The organism is Desulfosporosinus sp. Sb-LF (assembly GCF_004766055.1).
Taxonomy (GTDB): domain Bacteria; phylum Bacillota; class Desulfitobacteriia; order Desulfitobacteriales; family Desulfitobacteriaceae; genus Desulfosporosinus.
Genome location: NZ_SPQR01000025.1, coordinates 1 through 18,594, shown reverse-complemented (window position 1 = coordinate 18,594; position 18,594 = coordinate 1). Strand labels below are relative to the sequence as shown.

Annotated in this window: 16 protein-coding genes, 17 tRNA genes, 1 rRNA gene, 1 pseudogene and 1 riboswitch; of the genes and pseudogenes, 30 read left to right on the top strand and 5 right to left on the bottom strand. The window is 39.1% G+C overall.

Going from position 1 to position 18,594, the window contains the following annotated elements:
• The 20 genes from rrf to E4K68_RS19765 form a co-directional block, all read left to right on the top strand.
• Positions 1-85 (top strand): 5S ribosomal RNA (gene rrf / locus E4K68_RS19860); the annotation flags it as partial.
• An 83-nt stretch (positions 86-168) separates the two neighbouring features.
• Positions 169-244, top strand: a tRNA-Ala gene (locus E4K68_RS19855).
• Positions 245-256: 12 nt separating this feature from the next.
• Positions 257-333, top strand: a tRNA-Arg gene (locus tag E4K68_RS19850).
• Between the two features lie 80 nt (positions 334-413).
• A tRNA-Asn gene (locus tag E4K68_RS19845) sits at positions 414-488 on the top strand.
• Positions 489-494: 6 nt separating this feature from the next.
• Positions 495-578, top strand: a tRNA-Tyr gene (locus tag E4K68_RS19840).
• 7 nt (positions 579-585) lie between these two features.
• Positions 586-660, top strand: a tRNA-Met gene (locus E4K68_RS19835).
• 45 nt (positions 661-705) lie between these two features.
• A tRNA-Gln gene (locus E4K68_RS19830) sits at positions 706-780 on the top strand.
• A gap of 4 nt (positions 781-784) precedes the next feature.
• Positions 785-861: transfer RNA gene (locus E4K68_RS19825), tRNA-Lys, on the top strand.
• Positions 862-949: 88 nt separating this feature from the next.
• Positions 950-1,025 (top strand) — tRNA-His (locus E4K68_RS19815).
• A gap of 6 nt (positions 1,026-1,031) precedes the next feature.
• Positions 1,032-1,105, top strand: a tRNA-Trp gene (locus tag E4K68_RS19810).
• A gap of 9 nt (positions 1,106-1,114) precedes the next feature.
• Positions 1,115-1,190, top strand: a tRNA-Glu gene (locus tag E4K68_RS19805).
• A gap of 9 nt (positions 1,191-1,199) precedes the next feature.
• Positions 1,200-1,275, top strand: a tRNA-Val gene (locus E4K68_RS19800).
• A gap of 5 nt (positions 1,276-1,280) precedes the next feature.
• Positions 1,281-1,356, top strand: a tRNA-Asp gene (locus E4K68_RS19795).
• 8 nt (positions 1,357-1,364) lie between these two features.
• Positions 1,365-1,454: transfer RNA gene (locus E4K68_RS19790), tRNA-Ser, on the top strand.
• 15 nt (positions 1,455-1,469) lie between these two features.
• Positions 1,470-1,545: transfer RNA gene (locus tag E4K68_RS19785), tRNA-Phe, on the top strand.
• Positions 1,546-1,553: 8 nt separating this feature from the next.
• Positions 1,554-1,628: transfer RNA gene (locus E4K68_RS19780), tRNA-Cys, on the top strand.
• Between the two features lie 10 nt (positions 1,629-1,638).
• Positions 1,639-1,725: transfer RNA gene (locus E4K68_RS19775), tRNA-Leu, on the top strand.
• A gap of 3 nt (positions 1,726-1,728) precedes the next feature.
• A tRNA-Val gene (locus E4K68_RS19770) sits at positions 1,729-1,801 on the top strand.
• 426 nt (positions 1,802-2,227) lie between these two features.
• Positions 2,228-2,350: a hypothetical protein gene (locus E4K68_RS21565; protein WP_282433021.1), complete on the top strand. Its 123-nt coding sequence runs from the start codon at positions 2,228-2,230 to the stop codon at positions 2,348-2,350.
• Positions 2,351-2,544: 194 nt separating this feature from the next.
• On the top strand, positions 2,545-3,426 hold the full coding sequence (locus E4K68_RS19765) for a VOC family protein (protein WP_135380781.1): 882 nt from the start codon (positions 2,545-2,547) through the stop codon (positions 3,424-3,426).
• 504 nt (positions 3,427-3,930) lie between these two features.
• On the opposite strand, the gene E4K68_RS19760 is transcribed toward E4K68_RS19765, so the two are convergent.
• The 3 genes from E4K68_RS19760 to E4K68_RS21560 form a co-directional block, all read right to left on the bottom strand.
• The gene (locus E4K68_RS19760; protein ID WP_243450464.1) at positions 3,931-4,626 is read right to left on the bottom strand and encodes a LysE family transporter; all 696 of its coding nucleotides are present in this window, start codon (positions 4,624-4,626) and stop codon (positions 3,931-3,933) included.
• Positions 4,627-4,757: 131 nt separating this feature from the next.
• Positions 4,758-4,919, bottom strand: a complete 162-nt coding sequence (locus tag E4K68_RS20780; RefSeq protein WP_199241841.1) for a hypothetical protein — start codon at positions 4,917-4,919, stop codon at positions 4,758-4,760.
• A gap of 20 nt (positions 4,920-4,939) precedes the next feature.
• Complete coding sequence (locus E4K68_RS21560; protein ID WP_282433020.1) at positions 4,940-5,068, bottom strand: hypothetical protein; 129 nt, start codon at positions 5,066-5,068, stop codon at positions 4,940-4,942.
• A gap of 411 nt (positions 5,069-5,479) precedes the next feature.
• Between E4K68_RS21560 and E4K68_RS19755 the strand changes: the two genes are divergently transcribed.
• From E4K68_RS19755 to E4K68_RS20775, 3 genes and pseudogenes are all read left to right on the top strand, one after another.
• Complete coding sequence (locus E4K68_RS19755; protein WP_243450465.1) at positions 5,480-6,409, top strand: DUF2935 domain-containing protein; 930 nt, start codon at positions 5,480-5,482, stop codon at positions 6,407-6,409.
• Positions 6,410-7,262: 853 nt separating this feature from the next.
• Entirely contained in the window at positions 7,263-8,741 is a 1,479-nt protein-coding gene (locus E4K68_RS19750) for an Lsa family ABC-F type ribosomal protection protein (protein ID WP_135380777.1), read from the top strand.
• Between the two features lie 144 nt (positions 8,742-8,885).
• Positions 8,886-9,068 (top strand): annotated as a pseudogene (locus tag E4K68_RS20775) (DUF4180 domain-containing protein); the annotation flags it as partial.
• Positions 9,069-9,316: 248 nt separating this feature from the next.
• On the opposite strand, the gene E4K68_RS19740 reads toward E4K68_RS20775, so the two are convergent.
• Positions 9,317-10,393, bottom strand: coding sequence for a hypothetical protein (locus tag E4K68_RS19740; protein WP_135380776.1), 1,077 nt, complete (start codon positions 10,391-10,393; stop codon positions 9,317-9,319).
• Between the two features lie 607 nt (positions 10,394-11,000).
• On the opposite strand from E4K68_RS19740, the gene E4K68_RS19735 reads away from it, so the two are divergent.
• From E4K68_RS19735 to E4K68_RS19725, 3 genes are all read left to right on the top strand, one after another.
• Positions 11,001-11,297: a metalloregulator ArsR/SmtB family transcription factor gene (locus tag E4K68_RS19735; protein WP_135380774.1), complete on the top strand. Its 297-nt coding sequence runs from the start codon at positions 11,001-11,003 to the stop codon at positions 11,295-11,297.
• 144 nt (positions 11,298-11,441) lie between these two features.
• Positions 11,442-12,197 (top strand): EFR1 family ferrodoxin, encoded by a 756-nt coding sequence (locus E4K68_RS19730; RefSeq protein WP_135380772.1) that lies wholly within the window; start codon positions 11,442-11,444, stop codon positions 12,195-12,197.
• A gap of 301 nt (positions 12,198-12,498) precedes the next feature.
• Entirely contained in the window at positions 12,499-13,629 is a 1,131-nt protein-coding gene (locus E4K68_RS19725) for an aldo/keto reductase (RefSeq protein ID WP_135380770.1), read from the top strand.
• A gap of 132 nt (positions 13,630-13,761) precedes the next feature.
• Here E4K68_RS19725 and E4K68_RS19720 read toward each other — a convergent pair whose 3' ends face one another.
• Positions 13,762-14,319, bottom strand: coding sequence for a manganese catalase family protein (locus E4K68_RS19720; protein ID WP_135380767.1), 558 nt, complete (start codon positions 14,317-14,319; stop codon positions 13,762-13,764).
• 318 nt (positions 14,320-14,637) lie between these two features.
• Here E4K68_RS19720 and E4K68_RS19710 point away from each other — a divergent pair, with 318 nt between their 5' ends.
• The 4 genes from E4K68_RS19710 to E4K68_RS19695 form a co-directional block, all read left to right on the top strand.
• Entirely contained in the window at positions 14,638-15,102 is a 465-nt protein-coding gene (locus E4K68_RS19710) for a hypothetical protein (RefSeq protein ID WP_158291484.1), read from the top strand.
• A 452-nt stretch (positions 15,103-15,554) separates the two neighbouring features.
• A riboswitch (cyclic di-GMP riboswitch) is annotated at positions 15,555-15,638 on the top strand.
• An 83-nt stretch (positions 15,639-15,721) separates the two neighbouring features.
• Positions 15,722-16,705: a diguanylate cyclase gene (locus E4K68_RS19705; protein ID WP_135380759.1), complete on the top strand. Its 984-nt coding sequence runs from the start codon at positions 15,722-15,724 to the stop codon at positions 16,703-16,705.
• 177 nt (positions 16,706-16,882) lie between these two features.
• Positions 16,883-17,176, top strand: coding sequence for an IS3 family transposase (locus E4K68_RS19700; RefSeq protein ID WP_158291483.1), 294 nt, complete (start codon positions 16,883-16,885; stop codon positions 17,174-17,176).
• 602 nt (positions 17,177-17,778) lie between these two features.
• Positions 17,779-18,594 (top strand): hypothetical protein (locus tag E4K68_RS19695; RefSeq protein WP_135380754.1); only part of this gene is annotated, 816 nt, incomplete at its 3' end.

The window sequence follows — 18,594 nt, the reverse complement described above, 5'->3', positions numbered from 1 at the left end:
TCCCATACCGAACACGGAAGTTAAGACCTTCAGGGCCAAGAATACTTGGGGCGCAGGCCCCTGGGAACGTAGGTCATCGCCAGGTAAACCAGCAAAAGGCTACCGTAATGGGTAGCCCTTTTGTATCCTTATTCTCTTATTAAAGAATAAGAATGAAGCTAATATTGTGGGGGTATAGCTCAGCTGGGAGAGCACCTGCCTTGCAAGCAGGGGGTCAGCGGTTCGATCCCGCTTACCTCCACCAATAATATATTATGCGCTCGTAGCCCAGCTGGATAGAGCATCTGACTACGAATCAGAAGGCCGGGAGTTCGAATCTCTCCGAGCGCACCATACAATAACAGACAAGCCGTTGTAGCTCAGTTGGTAGAGAGTATCTTTGGTAAGGGTAGGGTCATCTCCGACAAATACATTCCTCGATAGCTCAATGGTGGAGCAACCGGCTGTTAACCGGTAGGTTGTAGGTTCGAGTCCTACTCGGGGAGCCAATTCATGGGTAGGTGGCCGAGTGGTTGAAGGCGACAGACTGTAAATTTGTTCCGAAAGGTACGGTGGTTGGAATCCATCCTTACCCACCATTAACATCGCGGGGTGGAGCAGTGGTAGCTCGTCGGGCTCATAACCCGAAGGTCGTCGGTTCAAATCCGGCCCCCGCAACCAAGGTATTGGGCCCTAGAGCAAATGCTCAGGCATAATATATATGATTGGGGTGTCGCCAAGCGGTAAGGCACCAGACTTTGACTCTGGCATTCGTAGGTTCGAATCCTCCCACCCCAGCCAAAACGGGCAATTAGCTCAGTCGGCTAGAGCACCTGACTTTTAATCAGGGTGTCCCGCGTTCGAGTCGCGGATGGCCCACCAAACAATATTTTGTGGGTGTAACTCGGTGGTAGAGTGTCACCTTCCCAAGGTGAAGGTCGCGAGTTCGAATCTTGTCTCACGCTCCATGGTGGATATGGCGAAGTGGTTAACGCACCGGGTTGTGGTTCCGGCATTCGTGGGTTCAAGTCCCATTATCCACCCCAATACATAGGGGATTAGTTTAATGGTAGAACAGCGGTCTCCAAAACCGTCAGTGGGAGTTCGACTCTCTCATCCCCTGCCAATTCTTACTGGCCCGTTGGTCAAGCGGTCTAAGACACCGCCCTTTCACGGCGGTTACACGGGTTCGAATCCCGTACGGGTCACCAAAAAAACAAGGGTGATTAGCTCAGCTGGTAGAGCGCCTGCCTTACAAGCAGGATGTCGGCATTTCGAACCTGTCATCGCCCACCAATCATGGCCCCGTGGTGTAGTGGTTAACATGCCTGCCTGTCACGCAGGAGATCGTCGGTTCAAGTCCGATTGGGGTCGCCATCATACATGGAGGGGTGTCCGAGTGGTTTAAGGAGCTGGTCTAGAAAACCAGTGACTTCGTAAGGGGTCCGTGGGTTCGAATCCCACCCCCTCCGCCATCATTTATAATATTTGCCTCGGTAGCTCAGTCGGTAGAGCAGGGGACTGAAAATCCCCGTGTCGGCGGTTCGATTCCGTCCTGAGGCACCACTTATTCTGGCGGCATAGCCAAGTGGTAAGGCAGAGGTCTGCAAAACCTCTATTCCTCAGTTCAAATCTGAGTGCCGCCTCCAAACTAATTTAGCCGATGTGGCGTAACTGGCAGACGCACGGGACTTAAAATCCCGCGGGTTAACCCCCGTACCGGTTCGATTCCGGTCATCGGCACCATATGGGTTTGTAGCTTAGCTGGTTGAGTACCACGTTGACAACGCTGAGGTCGGAGGTTTCAGTCCTCTCAAACCGATTATATATGATAATTTAGAAAACCTTGAAGTCCATGAGTATAGCGGATTTCAAGGTTTTTTCGTTTTTATATACACAGAGTAGGACAACCTATTAAACCTTGAAAATATGAAAAAAGCTTTAGTTATTTCTAAAGAAGTAGAACCTTACAGTCTGAATAAGGTTGAAATCAGGTTGGCAATATCCCAAGGCGTATCACCTGCTTTATATCTTTTCTTGTAATGTTCCCCTATAATCATCATGTTTTTACCTCCTAAAGACATATAACATGCTCTTTAGTGCGCACTAATGAAGACGCTTACATTGGAATAAATTGCAAGATCACTCTTATTTCAATTATTATATATTATTAAAAGTTTATAGCAACGTCTTATTTCGCTATCGTGGAAGGATATGTGTGGGAAAATGAAATGCTAGAATGGAATGTATGGGTACTTCGAAAACCGTCTCATTCTTAGACACGCAGTATAATATAGATGAAGCTGTGGTACAATCTTTGGTGAGCCCGGTGGACAAGATTGGATGTACGGATGCGGTTTTATCGATTTAGATGGTCATCGTTGGAATGTGTCGTATCTTGATATAAGTAATATGTCGATAGAAAAAACGTAGATTACCGTGAAGGTATGGTGTTTTTTTAATAAGTCAGGTATTGATGTAGGTAGAGAATAAATTGTTGGTTGGAAGTCAAATCTTATTTTATGTAACTGGAACTAAAACTCGTGAATTCGAGAGGAGACCAATATGCAAAAGATTATCCCACACTTATGGTTTGACAAGGAAGCCGATGAGGCATCAAAATTCTATATGTCCCTATTTGAAGAATCAAAACTCAAGGACAAAACCATATTAAAAGAAACACCATCAGGTTCAGTGGATATGATCACAGTTGAGCTCGCAGGACAAGAATTCATGCTGCTGTCAGCGGGTCCATTATTCAAATTTACACCAGCGGTATCATTTCTCATCGCTTGTAGTTCCGTTGAAGAGGTTGAAACGTTATGGGAGAAACTTATCGAAAATGGTGCAGCGCTCATGCCATTAGAAGCCTATCCGTTTAGCGAAAAATATGGATGGGTGATTGATAAATACGGCCTTTCTTGGCAAGTGATATACATGCGTGATTTCGAGATTAAGCAAAAAATAACACCAACACTTATGTTTGTCGGGGATCAGTGTGGAAATACAGAAGAAGCCATCCGATTCTATACAACGACATTTGCCCATTCAAGAGTTGGTGATATCCTTAGATACGGCGAGACTGCTACCCCAAACAAACCTACCATGATTCAACATGTCGACTTCATACTTGAAAACCAAGTATTTGCAGCTATGGACAGCGCCTATAAGCACAACTTTACTTTTAATGAGGCTATTTCATTTATTGTAAAGTGTGATACACAAGAAGAAATAGACTATTATTGGGATAAGTTATCTGCAATTCCTGGAGCAGAACAATGTGGTTGGTTAAAAGACAGATACGGATTTTCATGGCAGATTGTACCCACGATTATGAATGACATGATGCAGAATAAGGATGCTAAAAAATTGGCACAAGTTACTGAAGCATTTCTTAAAATGAAAAAATTTGATATTTCCGAATTAATAAAGGCATATGAAAAATAAATCAGTTACATGTCTGGGGCTATATGACAAACCCTTGTGTTTCATGTTCCCTCGGACAGTAGTTTTGAACATACAGGAATTGGGTCTGGATGTCTCCGATATCGCTGTTTGGAGAAGTTCATTTTAAGACAATATCTCGGTAGAAATGTCTCAAGCGCAAATCTGCAATGTGACGGAATTACAACCAGAGCACTATTATTAAAAGGCTATCATCTTTACGGATGATAGCCTTTTAATGATAGTGTTTTTAGAAGATTACACCAAACCAATATGAATCAGATTTGCAAAAGCGATAAATAGAAAACCTCATCGTGTTTCGGGTGATTACGAAGCGTTCTCCGGAACTCCGATTCTTTTCTATTTGTTCATTTAAAGAGATTCATTTTAGGAGTTATCGACATCATAGCCTAGACTTAAAGAATATAGTGATTTCCCAAAAAACAATGAATATGGAGATTTGACCTCATAAGTAGGGAATACCCGTAAGCCAAAAATAGCTCTAACTCAAGATTTGAACAACAATAAGAAGCCTGTCCCTGAATAAACAAAGTAACTTGCAAGCCCCACTAGAAACAAGCCACACACGCCTAAAACAATGCGATAAATCATCGGAGTAAAAAGTTCCTTTCCTCTAGCGATTGTAAAAGCGACGAGTATGTACCAGATATAATCGGATAAAACATGCCCCATATAAAAGCTAACGGCTCCCAGGACACCCTGACTAGCAGCAACCATCAAAGCACCAGCCCCAGCGGTTGCCCACCACAAAAACCAATAAGGATTTGACGCGGTAACTGTAATCCCTGCCACCCAGGGACTGAGACCTTTTTCCGCTATTCCCCCTGAAAGGTCAAGGGCAGCAGCAGCATGAAATAAATCTTTCAAGATTCCATATGCCATCCAAAACAGAAACAAACCTCCTACGATTCCTATCGTTCCTTTTACATAAGGCAAAGTGATATAGGTTCCTAAACCAAAAAAAATTGCAACCACTAGGGCAAGCTCTAAGAGCGCATGGCCCGAAACAATTTGTGGTCCCACCCTAGCGCCGCGATGAAGACTCTCGTTAATTGTAATCGTAAGCAAAGGCCCTGGCATTATCGCTCCAGAAAAACCCATAAATAAACTTGTCATGAAAATAACCCATAATCCCACGAATTCCCACCGTCCTACCTTTGTGATATCCCTTAATTTCGACATTACCAAGAAATTACCTTCTGAAATGGGATTTTTCGTTAAATCTTGCATCCATACGTAGAGTTTTCATATTGTACGATCCAATTCAATAGGCTACCACCTTTATGATGATAGCCTTTCAATAATAGTATTGTTTAGAAGATCACACCTAAAGCAATAAGAATCAAAATTGCAATCGCGATAATTCCCACGCCGACCCCAACACCAACGCCGCCAAAAGCAGCAACTGGAGCTACTGGTGCGACAGGAGCAGGACAGCATGCTCCACCCATTCCACCATAACCAATTCCGTACATTAATATTTCCTCCTTTAAAATTAGAATACGATTCCCATTGCGATAAGCAGAAGAATAATTACGACAACTACAGCGATTCCTGCACTAAAGCCACGTCCTGCTCCACAACCGCAAGCAGCTCCATCAACACCAACGCCACCAAATGCCATTTGCATTTCCCCCTTTACCTAAGATGAAGCACAATATTCAAGTGTTAACCATTTGGAACAATATGGTAAAAAATTATGCCTAATACCAGAAACGTCGACGACGAACAATAAATGGGAAGAAGAACGGGCTGAAAAATGGGAAGAAAAACGGATTAAAAAATGGGCTAAAAAACATAGTGTAGGTCCCCTTTCAATTATTAATGGAGTATTATGGTATACATTATAAAATATGTAAGTTATTACAGAAGGGTTCTTGAAACAAAAAGAGTCAAGTTGAACCTGGCATCATAGGTAGAGTGTGCTATAAATATGTTTGGACATTTACATATAGAGAATAGTGGTCTATATGATTTAGTCATAAATATACTAACTATAGCAAAGAAAACGACGGGAGTGATATGTTTGAACATAATCTTGCAATCGGGGGATTTTGTCCGGAAGTCACTAGAATTGCACCTCTTTTTTGGGCGGATTATGAAAGAACATTCAATATTTCTGGAAGCAGGGTTTGTGGGTAAGGATGCAGCGTTTGCACAACAAGCAGACGTATTCAAATGTCATTTTACTGAGGTATTGAGGGAAACTACAATCCTGGCTAATGGCGTTGTAGGTGTGGAAACACTAAAATCGGGAGAGTTCGTTACGGATAAAACTCTACGAGCGGAGCAAACGACTCAGGAACTTTCGGGTATTGCAATTGACTCGGTAATAACAACAGAGGAAAACATACTTGCCCCAAGTATTGGGAGAAGTCCATCACACCTCGAGGCCAAAGTTAGTATCCTAAATCAAAAGGTTATTGATTTGACCACGGCTTTAGTTCAATTTAAGACAACCATACTTGAAGGCATGCTGAAAGGGAGATTGTTCACTTTCAATTTTCCTCTTCTAATCATTCATATCCGAAGAGAAGCTATATTTTACATTCAACATTTAGAACGGCTGCAAAGGCGTGAGGCCATTGATTTTGTGCAGGAAGCTATTGAAGAGGAAAAGTTCTGGAATAGGCAAATGGCGGAGCACGCTGAGTTTATTAGCCATTTATTAGATCCAACAGAATCTGACCTAATTTTTAAGGCGAATAATTTTGCGGGACAGTTTGACAGGCTTGAGCATATAGCACAGGGGGGAGGACAAGGCGTAGTAACTCTTAGCCAGTTGACAGGGGAAACTATAGCAGCAACCCGTGCTCTTAGGGACTTTAAAGCGGCTGGTACAGAAGGATTACTAACATGTAAGATTAAATCCATAATTATTCCATTATTAGCTGATCATGTATTAAGAGAAGCTAACCATTATTTGAGGATTTTAAATAGGTCAAAACAGGACCTACATATATAGCATTCTCAAACTTAAACTCATGTTTAACTTTGGGGCTCTCTGTAGAGAGAGTAAAGATAAATTAAAGAACAAGAAATCCCAGTTAGAAATCATGTCTAAATTCAATTATTTTGCTGTAACTCAATTAATGCTTGCATATCTAATAGTTGAAATAGGATGGTTATAGACAGCTGTATTTACTTTTACTGAATTGAGTGGCTATACTACTGTTCTAACAATGCATCCAAAAAGATTTCATTCGAAACATCGTTATAATTAATATTCCTTAGAAAGAAACCCTTTACGGTGGAAGCAAATTCTCTTGATTTACCATCGAAGCAGCTTAAAAATGGTTCGGAATTAACCAGAACGTGAGCTATATTGATGTTCCAGACCGAATCGTTGATGATCTAAATAGACGTACGAGGTTTTAAGCTTAATGAGTATTTTATCGTCAAGTGAATGGGGCCTTATTGTCTCCTCCTAGGTGGCACTCACGAGCCCCTTAGCAAATCCCATTTAGTGAACTTCTAATTCTTATACTGTGACGCATTCGTAGGATAATTTGAAGTTTATTTATAACCCATATTTGCCTTTTTTAACGATAAATAGTATAATCTGAAAACGAATGATAAAAAAGATTGGAGTTGGAAAGATGCGTAATTTTTCTTGCTAAATATTAAAGCATAATGAATTAAGGAACGGTGGTCAATACCTCTTGATTTTATTGTGCTATGCAAGAAAGTTACTTTTCTTTTCACTCGGAATAATATACATCCTTACCATACCCTATTGGGTCTGGCTTACTGTGTATTTGCGAGCTGCTAGAATTAACTTTCTTGCAGCTCATTATTTTTGCACAGGAGGGAAAAATATGTCTCTTATAAATGTTACAAATCTGACCTTTGCCTATGATGGCAGCTATGATAATCTATTTGAGAACGTTAGTTTCCAAATAGATACCGATTGGAAATTAGGGTTTACAGGGAGAAATGGTAGAGGTAAGACTACATTTCTCAATTTGTTACTTGGTAAATATGAATATCGAGGTAATATTTCTGCAAATGTCAGCTTTGAATACTTTCCTTTTTACGTGGATAACAAGGAAAATAATACACTTGATGTAATTAGCGACATTTTCCCGGACTTTCTTCATTGGAAGTTAATGCGTGAACTTTCATTGCTAGAAGTTTCTGAGGATATTTTATATCGGCCTTTTGATTCATTATCCCACGGAGAACAAACGAAAGTGTTGCTTGCTACTTTGTTTCTTAAGGAAAATTGTTTTCTTTTGATTGATGAGCCAACCAATCATCTTGATATGAATGCAAGAAAGCTTGTCAGTGATTATCTCAAAACCAAAAACGGTTTTATTCTAGTATCACATGATAGAGCATTTCTTGATAATTGCATTGACCATATTCTTTCAATCAATAAGACCAATATAGACATCCAAAAAGGCGATTTTTCCAGCTGGTGGGAAAATAAAAAAAGACAGGATAACTTTGAGCTTGCAGAAAACGAAAAGCTTAAGAAAGACATTGGTCGTTTGTCGGATTCTGCAAAACGAACGAGCAACTGGTCTCACGAAGTGGAAAAAACAAAATATGGAACGCGTAATTCTGGCTCCAAGCTGGATAAAGGTTATGTTGGCCATAAAGCTGCTAAAATGATGAAAAGTTCTAAGTCAATCGAAAACAGAAAGCAATCTGCTATTGATGAAAAGACTAAACTTCTTAAAAATATTGAGGACTGCGATAGCCTAAAGATTTCCCCGCTCACTTATCATAAAAACCTACTTGCTGAACTTGAAAATGTTTCGATTTTTTTGGATGAAAAAATAGTTTGCAAAGATGTAGGCTTTACCATCGAGCGAGGAAACCGAATAGCCCTTAAAGGTAAAAATGGCTCTGGAAAATCAACTATTATCAAACTTATTTGTGACGAAAATATTAACTATGCAGGCACTTTTCGGAAAGGAAGTCAGCTTAAAATATCTCATGTTTCACAGGACACATCGCATCTTCAGGGTAATCTAACAGACTATGCTACAAATAACGAGATTGATGAAAGCCTTTTTAAGTCTACTCTACGAAAGCTCGGTTTTTCCAGAGTTCAATTCGAAAAGGACATGTCAACTTTTAGTGGCGGCCAAAAGAAAAAAGTGCTAATTGCTAAAAGTCTATGCGAACAAGCTCATTTATTCATTTGGGACGAACCCCTCAACTATATTGATGTAATTTCCCGCATACAAATCGAAGAGCTATTGCTTGAATACCAACCGACTATTTTGTTTGTAGAGCATGATAACACTTTCAACCGGAATATCGCGACAAAGTTTATAAATATCTAATTACGTGACACGAACTAGAATAGAACTAACTTTCAGTTATTCTTAGACTATGATGTATTGGTAAGTTAATCTGAAGTTGTCCGTTTCCAGGAAATGCCCACTTTGAAGAATTCAAGGAGCCTTTTTCGACTTAAAAACTAACCTGCAGGAGGAATTTTGCAAAAGTTTGTCAACTATGATGTTAAGATGGCTATTATCGGTGATTTTTCCGGTTATACAAGTAAAAACTTAAAAGATTTTATTTACGAAAGTAACAACGGAAACGATGCATTTTTCTTAGCCAAGGAATCACAGGCTGTTGAAGAGTTCGCTAACCTCCCAGTTTAGAGGTGCTCGAATTATTCTTAAACTGTGTATTGATTCTATCTAATTAAAAACATAAACAACCTCCCTTTGCTGTGCAAAGGGAGGTTGTTTATGTTTTTAATTAGAAGTTAATAAGAATGGGGATAAAAGGCAAATCGATGCACCATTTTATTTCTGTGGATTAAATATTCTATTATTAGCACTTACTGATAGACGATCAATAGTAAGGTCTCTAGAAAAGCATAGCCAATTTCGGCTATGACCTTTCTTTAGGGGTTTGAGGTATAGGCTTCAAGGATTTGTTGAATGAGCTCTTGCCGACTCTCAGTCGTTTCGATTTTGAAGTGCTCAAGATATTCAGATACTTGCTCAGGGGAACCGCTTCGGCCGACGATTGCATATGCTAAGTAGAATAAAGAAGTACCCCAATTGACCTTTTCGCCCTGTTTGTTTTTGAGCCCACTTCGAGGGAAATTTAAGAGATCATCTCCAATGTCCTGAACAATTTGGTCGAGTTCCCCAATGGTTTTCACTCCGAGGTAACTAAAGACTGTAGTGAGATAGCCGAAAAAACGATCCTTTAGTTCTAAATCAGCGTTGACGATATGACTAATCTTCTGGTCGAGTTTCCGGATATGTACGGATTTTAGAACATAAGATTTTAGCGAGGCCTGATTGATGAGCACCGTCGTGGGGGTCTTTTCGATCTGAGCTTCAACTTCGGCCTCGTAATGCGCAAGGTTGGAACGAATTTTGATAAACTCTTCATCCGCCAACTCCAGTAATCCAGCTAGTCGCGAGAAACTTCTCCGGATTTCTCGAGGAACTGCGTGTTCATTTTTATAACCTAAGTCGTGTTCAATTTCAGCCCACGTATGTTGAAGGATGGAGCGGATTTGAATTTCCACTTTGCAATCTTTAAATCGTTGGTACTCGATAAGCTGAAGTCTAAAGGATGGAAGTTTGACAACATAATGAAGGGACAAATATCCAAATTTCTCGGGGTCAATCAATTCTCGCTTGTCCACGGAATTTGACCGGTCTACTTCAAATTCCTCCTCGACGATACTCGCGATTAGATCCACTTGGTCAGCAAAGTAGGTGATAATCCGAATACCAGCTAAATCGGTGATATCTTCTAATTTTGTATATTTATCATCTTCCCGATTTACTTTTCTCTTTAAGCTTTCTCGGCTTTTTACCCGGGAAGTGATTGAGTGAACGTTAATACCCTTAAGCTGAAGTATCCCTTTTAATAAGTTTTCGATAACATTTGCAAAATCGTAATATACTGGATAAACCTGATCAAATTTAGCAATAATGTCAGCTGAATTTTGATTAGTCATCTTTAATTTCCCTTCGGCTTTTTGAGTATTATTTTTGTTATTATATTATCACATTTATTTAGCTATTTAAAAGTATATGATTCTTCAAATCGAAGTCAAGGTTGAGAATGGGCTTCCCATTATCCAAAGTACAGTTATACCCAAAAATTAATCCGGAGTATTCAATGAACAAACAAAAAATGCGTTGGTTGAGGGGAATGAAGTTCTCTCACCAACACATTTTTTGTTTCTGAGGAGGTAGAATATAAGAATTAAAAGTGTTTGTATTCAAGGTGGGGGTTGAAGTGAGAGAGGTGTTGGGCGAATGTGAAAACATTGTGAGTTAAATTCGGTTACAATAACTGGAAGAGGTCGATGAAGAAATATTTAATCGTTGGTTGAGAAGATAGAATTCTCACACTAACGCATTTTGTTTTACCTATAAAATATAGCTCTATTGTGGTGACCAGGGCAAGTTGTGTTACTGGATTGGAGGTTTATAAGTGTTATGGTATTCCATGAACGGACAGAACGTTTTATCTCGTCCGGTGTTGACAGGATCATTTAGAACAGTTAAAATTAATTCGATAGTTGTCGAATCCTTATATGATGAGTTTGGAGTTGGAATATGGACACTAAAAAAGCGGCAAAGATATTCAAGGCATTATCGAATCCTAATAGACTAGAATTGTATTTCAAAATTGCTGAGATGCATGAATCTAGTTTTCAAACCGACTGTGAATGCTTTGTTACAGATATCATCAGTTCTTTGAATATCGGTGCTCCTACTATTTCACATCATATAAAAGAATTGGTGAATGCCGATTTGATTAGTACAGAAAAAAAAGGAAAATTTTTAATCTGCAGAGTGAATGAAGAGTTAATTGAGGAAGTTAGCAAATTGTTATCATTACATCATAAATAATACAGGTTTTAAAATTTATAATTCGATTCGATAGTTATAAAAATATAAAAGTATAAACCGTTATTTTTACCCACAAAAGTGGTCATTTTCGAAAACTCAAGAGTTTGTTAGACAAAGAAAGATAGAATCAATGGAGATGATTATATGAAAGTATTTTATTTTACCGCTACTGGTAACTGTTTAGAAGTCGCAAAGAGATTTGGAGGGGAACTTTATTCGATACCAAAAGTCTTAAAAAGCAATCAATTTCATTTTGAAGATGAAAAAATAGGCCTGGTATTTCCCTGTTACGGATTTGCTGCTCCCAATATTGTCCGCGAATTTATAGAGAAGATCACCCTCAAATGCCCTTATATTTTTGTTATTATGACCTATGGAAACAAGCTTGCAGGCGGTGTCAATTGGTTTGTTCGGTTTGCGAAGGAGAATAATATTCATATTCAATATGCAGACGGTTTGCTCATGGTTGACAACTATTTACCAATATTTAATATTGATAAACAAAAGATGAAAAAGAAAAATATTGAAGAAAATTTGAGCCGTTTGTTGAACGACGTGAATCAAGTGAAGCAATTTATCAGGAGTGAAACGTTCTCTGATTCTATGTGGACCAAAGCCATCCAATACTTCTACAGAATAAATCCAAACTTTAATACAGATAAAGATTTTTCCATTGGGGATGACTGTAATCATTGTGGAACGTGTGTAAAGGTTTGCCCTCGTGACAATATGAAACTCGACGAGTTTAAACCAATATATGGGGGGAATTGTGAATTTTGTCTTGCCTGTATAAACCTTTGTCCACAAAAGGCGATCCGATTAAAGAAAGAAAGTAATCCGAATGCACGGTTTATGAATGAAAATGTAACTTTAAAAGAAATTATTGCAGCAAATAATTAAATAATTGTTGGATTATTTATTACACAATAAGAAAAATGTAACTTGGTTCTTCAAGCCTCGCGTATTTTATTAGCCATAAAACCATGGGAAGTGCAGCTTTTCGAGGGCATCCCACGGTTTCTTTTATTGGCACATCTAACTATTGATTTAGAGTGTATTCTAAGATATACAATGAAAATATCTTAAGAGGCGTTTTTAAAACTGTGGGAAAGTTGAGATATACTAGTAAGGCTAAATGTAATGTCTTGCAATTACCAGGTCGGGATATTGAAGGTAGATGTATAGAAAGAAGTGAAACAATATGGAATATGCACAATATGGAAAAACGGGGATGAAAGTGTCTAAATTTGGACTTGGTTGCATGCGATTCCCTTCAGATGAAAAAGAAGCTATTGAAATGGTACGTTACGCCATTGATAATGGGGTGAATTATCTTGATACCGCCTTTATTTATAAAGATAGCGAGATCATAACAGGAAAAGCTTTAAAGGATGGTTATAGAAACAAAACCTATTTAGCTACCAAAAGTCCTATTTGGAACATAAACAAACATGAAGACTTCGAAAAATATCTAGATGAAGAATTGGTACGACTTGGAACAGATTATATCGACGTATATCTTTTGCATAATATGAATCATGGCAATTGGGAGAAGGTAAAGAAATTTGATGGTCTTACTTTTTTGGATAAAATGGTAAAAAAGGGGAAAATAGCTCATAAAGCTTTTTCTATTCACAATACCTTAAAGGCATTTAAAGAAATTGTAGACACCTATGATTGGGAGATGGCTCAAATTCAGCTTAATATACTGGATGAGAAACAACAAGTTGGTGTTGAAGGTTTGAAATATGCAGCAGATAAAGGCTTAGCAGCAGTTATAATGGAACCGCTCAGAGGGGGCTATATACTAAATACTGTTCCACACGAAGCACAGGATTTAATTAATCGATATCCGGAAAAACGTTCTTTGGTAGAGTGGTGTTTTAGATGGCTTTACAACATGCCAGAAGTATCTGTAATTTTAAGCGGTACAAGCACTTTGCAACAGTTAAAGGATAATTTAGAGATTTTTGAACTCGCAGCTCCAAATGTTATGTCAAAAGAAGATCTGAATTTAATTAAAATGATTCGTGAGGCTTATGAAGCAAAAAAGAGCATTGGCTGCACCGGTTGTAGATACTGTATGCCATGTCCACAAGGTGTAACAATTCCAGAGATATTTAAGCTTTATAACAGCCAGCAGCTTATGAAATCACATGTGATAGACACAGTAGTTTATCTAAGTAATTTGGTGCCTTCGGGTTCTGGTGCGGATCAATGTGTGTCTTGTGGAATCTGTACAGGAAATTGCCCACAGACTTTAGAAATTCCAGAATTATTAAAAAAGGTTCATGCTGAATTCATGAACAGTAGTTACGCAACACAAAGATAACATTGAAAAATCAATGGTTTAAGCACCTAGAGCTATACCCATCCATGCACGTAGAGACTGTAGTTAGTCTCAATAAAAAACACAGTTGAAAGCGGCTTATGATGCTGGTTTCAACTGTGTTCTCCGTCTGGTTTATTTGAGCGACGGATATTGACAACCACAAAATTTTTGAAGGGCTTGACTAAAGAGAGAGATATGAACTTTTTCATCCAATATGATTCGCTGGAGTATTGCTTGAACATGAAAATCTCCAATGTAGTAAATGTGTTTTTGGTATGCTGCAATTGCTTTATATTCTGCATCAATGTCTGCTTTTAATTGCTTACAAAGATTAGTTCCATAATAAATGTATTTTCCCGACCAAAAATTGTCATGTAAAGCACTATTGGAGCCTCTTATTACAGGATTCCCCCCTAGTTTTTTTATTGTGTCTGCCAGAATTTCCATGTGTAGCATTTCAGTTATTGCTACATTTTCTAGTAACTCACCAAGTTCCTTATCAATTTGTTTAAATGAGAAATAATGATAAAGGTATTGGCTAATGGCAGTAAACTCACTGACTACACCCGCATAGTCATCCATTAATATTTCAGCATAATTGAGATTAGGGCCAAGAACTTTCACCTCAGGGTAGGGAGAAGGGTCAGAGTATCTACCTTTTTTATGCCTTTCATAATTGATCTCACTCATCACATTAACCTCCAAAAAAGAATTCTTTTTGCTATATATTCTGCAGGGATTGAAAAATGTCTAAATTAGGAGCCGAAATATTTAGCAATGAAATTATCCGTTGGATTGGCGTAGCGTTGTGTTCGCTGGACTGATATTATTCAAGTATAAACCTGATAGAACGATTGCTACGCCGATTACAATTCTAACAATTTGTCCGGTTTTACCAACATTACAGTTCATTTTTGATCACGTCATAGATATTTTTGTCCGAATTTGCAAATGTAACGCAAAGGAAATTGTTTAAGGGGGTGTTATATGAAGTGCACTTTTCGTTATATGATTGTATTCCTTGGGTTAATGAGTGTAATTTTACTTATTGCAGGTTGTTATAAAGGACAAGAAATAAAACAGTTTTCGGAAGTTGGGAATGCGTTAGCGAAAAATATTAATCAACTTAGCAAAGAGCCGGGAATCACGATAACTGGGTTTGCTAGCAATCCCGATAAAAAAATATTTTATATCGGGATCGGCATTGATCATACGAGAATAACAAATCATAACTTGAAAGATGTATTAGAATCATATTTGAACAATGCAGCTTCTTTTACTTCCCAGCATGACTCCCAAAAAATGCTGGAGCCATATACTTTACAAATTGAAGAAATTGATAATGACAAGAACGTTACCTCGATAATAGCAGAAAAACCGTCTGGTTCCACCGAGATTATTTGGAAGAAAGAACATACCGTAACGATAATAGGTGAAACAGACATGGCCCGGCTTTATTACACAGACTCATAGAAGTTTGGGTGTGGAAGTGTTAAGGATAGACTAAGGCCTTTACGGCCCTCGATTCGTGTAAAGTACCATCAAAACGATGATTTCATCGCCCCCACCTAAATTTTTAGGTCGGGGCGATTTGAATTGACGCTTACCAATGAAGTAACATCAACGCACGTCGAGACCGTGGTAAGCATGAAAACACTCACGGATTGAAATTCGCTTGTTGCAAGGGTTTCAGAGGTAGGGTCTGCATAGATTTTCCGAAATTAGCCATGAGGTCAGTCCGTGGAATACGTTAGAATGGTTCATATTTAACATTTTTGAGGTAAGCTCGCACATAGAAATATTTTCGTCATGTAAGAAAAATATAAAGTCATAAAACAAAACATATTACTACAATTTACACATTTCGGTTGTGTTACACTAATGTATGGAAAGAGAGCGTTGAGACAAAATGAACAATCGCATAAGGAAAACAAGGAAATTTTGAAGCATGTATTTTATTTGGGCGCTTGATACATGTGGAATAAGTAGCGCAACCGGCCTAGTTTATAAATTCAATTTATAAACTAGGCATTTTAATGCAGTTTCGAAGGGCAAAGAGTATATCCATTCAATTCTCTAGTGAGGTGGTCTTATGTCGATCCTAATCGTAGACGACTCTTTACACAGTCAACGCATGAATCAAGCGCTCCTTGAATCTGGTGGCTATACGGACATTTTAGTTGCCCAATCTGCTACAGAAGCCTATCAATTCCTTGATCAATTGTCCGTAGACGGAAAAGTAACCATTGATTTGATTCTAATGGATATCATTATGCCCGATGTTGATGGGATCGAGGCTTGTCGTATGATCAAGCAGAACGAAGATACTTTTGATATCCCAATAATTATGGTAACATCGAAAACGGAAAAAGAAGAACTTCAATTGGCTTTCTCTGTTGGCGCCATGGATTATATTACGAAACCATTGGACAATATCGAATTGTTAGCTCGCGTGCGCTCAGCTATAAAACTAAAGAAAGAAACAGACTGCCGTAAAGCAAGGGAATTGAGTTTATTAGAGGTTACTCGTCAACTGGAAACGGTCAACAAGACTTTGCAGCTGCTTTCCTCAATAGATGGGTTAACGGGAGTTGCTAACCGTCGTCATTTTGACGAAGAGTTGGCCGACGAACTCAGTCGGGCCAAACGAGAAAAGACTCCATTGTCGTTGCTATTGCTCGACATTGATTTTTTCAAACTCTACAATGATACTTATGGCCACTTTCAAGGGGACGATTGCCTACGTATGGTAGCTTTAACAGCTCAGAACGCTATTAAGAGACCGGGCGATTCTCTTGCTCGCTATGGCGGCGAAGAATTTTCTGTTATATTACCTAATACCAACTCGGCGGGTGCTTTTGCAGTAGCTGAACAGATCCGAGTGGCCATTGAGAATTTACAGATTCCTCATGTTACTTCCAAGTGCAAAAATTTAGTTACTGTTAGTTTAGGAGTAGGTAGCTTCAAGCCTGGGGATGATATTCTTCCAGCTGACCTAATTAAGTGGGCTGATCATGCCTTATATCAGTCTAAAAAAACAGGACGCAATAGAGTTTCAACATTCGGACTATTATAGAACTACAAGGTTTCTTGGCTATGATAAAAATGAGGATGGCGAACTCTGAGACGATAAACAGCAGGGATTCGCTGCTAGAAGAGTTTGACGAAGAAATATTTAATGCGTTGGTTGAGAAGTGACATAATCACCCCCAGACAGGACAGTGAAATAAAACTGTTCAGTCTGGGGGTAATTATGTCACAACAGAGAAAAATTCCAGTAGATGAGATGGTACGAATAGTAGAATTGTATCTCTCGAAGAAAATAGGATATAAGTCAGCATATCAGGAAGCAGGCGTATCTGAAGAGACATTCAGGAAGTGGCTCTTCAGATACAAAACAGACGGACCAACAGGATTTCTACCGAAGGAACACAACAAAAGATATATAAATGAGACCAAGCTCAAACGCGAGAGGTATTACGGGTACAAATTCACCAGCCGGGAGAATCTTGTTCAAGCCATTTCTGATTACATCTTCTATGTATAATTATCGGCGTTTACAGCGCCGCTTGTATATTATGACGCCGATGGAGTTCCATAAGCAGTACGTAAAGGCCGCATAAAGAATTGCTACCCGCTTTTTAGACGGGTAGCAATTCAGCAAACTTCGTTCTATTTTTTCATTGTCCTCTTGACGGGGTGCACAGCAAAGATAGAAATTCTCACACCAACGCATTTGTTTTTTAGTTAGAGAGTGGGATGAGGGTGGAGGAAATAATGGAGTAAAGTTATACAAGCAAGTTTGACGATGAATTATTTCGTCGAAAAGGTAACAGTACAATCCACGGCTGAAGTAGCGTGTGTTAAGGTAGGGGTTGCGGTTAGGTGAGATGGGAAGTCTAAAATATAGTTTGTTTGCTCTTAATGCCAAAATGGACAATCCTAAGAGCGTGCAGGAACTCCTTGATAATAAGAAAGAAATAGGTAGCAAGCATATTTGAAGTCAACGACAATTGAAGATATGAAATAATCTAGCGAGATTCAGCAAACTTTCAGCCGAGCCTCAGCTATGGTTCAGATAGTTATTGCATAATGATATTGTTCTTGCAAATACATATTGCAAAACTATAAATGAAAGAGGTTAATATCATGAGAAAAACAAAAACAATTGCAATCGCTACTTCTATATTAACACTTATATCGGCATCTGCTGTATTCGCAGCTACGACAAGCAACACTACAGTATCAGTTCCAAAGTTTTCTCAAACAAGGTCAGGCGGAATTGACGGCAGTTTTCAAAATCGTCTAGATAGTCTTTTAAAAGCAGGAACTATCACTCAAGTCCAAGAAGACGCTGTTCAAGCGGCTCTCAAAACCACAATGACAATTACTAAAGGTGAAGCTCACAACGGACCTCAAGGCGGATTACAAGCACTCGTCACAGCAGGGACCATTACTCAAACTCAAGCAGATGCAATTACAGCTGCTATGACAACCGCAGTTAAGGGGCCAGACGGAGTTAAAACGGCTTTAGATGCTCTTGTTAAAGCAGGTACAATTACCCAAGTTCAAGCAGATGCTGTTACTCCTCATAAGGGTGACATGAACAGGGGCGACGCTAAAGGACCTCAAGCCGGATTAAAAGAACTTGTAACAGCAGGGACCATCACTCAAACTCAAGCAGATGCAATTACTGCTGCTATGACAACAGCAGTCAAGGGACCAGATGGAGTTAAAACGGCTTTAGATGCTCTCGTTACAGCAGGTACGATTACCCAAGACCAAGCAGATGCCGTTACTCCTCATAAGGGTGACATGAACAGGGGTTACGCTAAAGGACCTCAAGGCGGATTACAAGCACTCGTCACAGCAGGGACCATCACCCAAACTCAAGCAGATGCAATTACAGCTGCTATGACAACCGCAGTTAAGGGGCCAGACGGAGTTAAAACGGCTTTAGATGCT

Coding starts and splice junctions, on each gene's coding strand:
- E4K68_RS21565 (WP_282433021.1), top strand. CDS start 2,228: ATGGGTACTTCGAAAACCGTCTCATTCTTAGACACGCAGTATAATATA.
- E4K68_RS19765 (WP_135380781.1), top strand. CDS start 2,545: ATGCAAAAGATTATCCCACACTTATGGTTTGACAAGGAAGCCGATGAG.
- E4K68_RS19760 (WP_243450464.1), bottom strand. CDS start 4,626: ATGTCGAAATTAAGGGATATCACAAAGGTAGGACGGTGGGAATTCGTG.
- E4K68_RS20780 (WP_199241841.1), bottom strand. CDS start 4,919: ATGTACGGAATTGGTTATGGTGGAATGGGTGGAGCATGCTGTCCTGCT.
- E4K68_RS21560 (WP_282433020.1), bottom strand. CDS start 5,068: ATGGCATTTGGTGGCGTTGGTGTTGATGGAGCTGCTTGCGGTTGTGGA.
- E4K68_RS19750 (WP_135380777.1), top strand. CDS start 7,263: ATGTCTCTTATAAATGTTACAAATCTGACCTTTGCCTATGATGGCAGC.
- E4K68_RS19740 (WP_135380776.1), bottom strand. CDS start 10,393: ATGACTAATCAAAATTCAGCTGACATTATTGCTAAATTTGATCAGGTT.
- E4K68_RS19735 (WP_135380774.1), top strand. CDS start 11,001: ATGGACACTAAAAAAGCGGCAAAGATATTCAAGGCATTATCGAATCCT.
- E4K68_RS19730 (WP_135380772.1), top strand. CDS start 11,442: ATGAAAGTATTTTATTTTACCGCTACTGGTAACTGTTTAGAAGTCGCA.
- E4K68_RS19725 (WP_135380770.1), top strand. CDS start 12,499: ATGGAATATGCACAATATGGAAAAACGGGGATGAAAGTGTCTAAATTT.
- E4K68_RS19720 (WP_135380767.1), bottom strand. CDS start 14,319: ATGAGTGAGATCAATTATGAAAGGCATAAAAAAGGTAGATACTCTGAC.
- E4K68_RS19710 (WP_158291484.1), top strand. CDS start 14,638: ATGATTGTATTCCTTGGGTTAATGAGTGTAATTTTACTTATTGCAGGT.
- E4K68_RS19705 (WP_135380759.1), top strand. CDS start 15,722: ATGTCGATCCTAATCGTAGACGACTCTTTACACAGTCAACGCATGAAT.
- E4K68_RS19700 (WP_158291483.1), top strand. CDS start 16,883: ATGTCACAACAGAGAAAAATTCCAGTAGATGAGATGGTACGAATAGTA.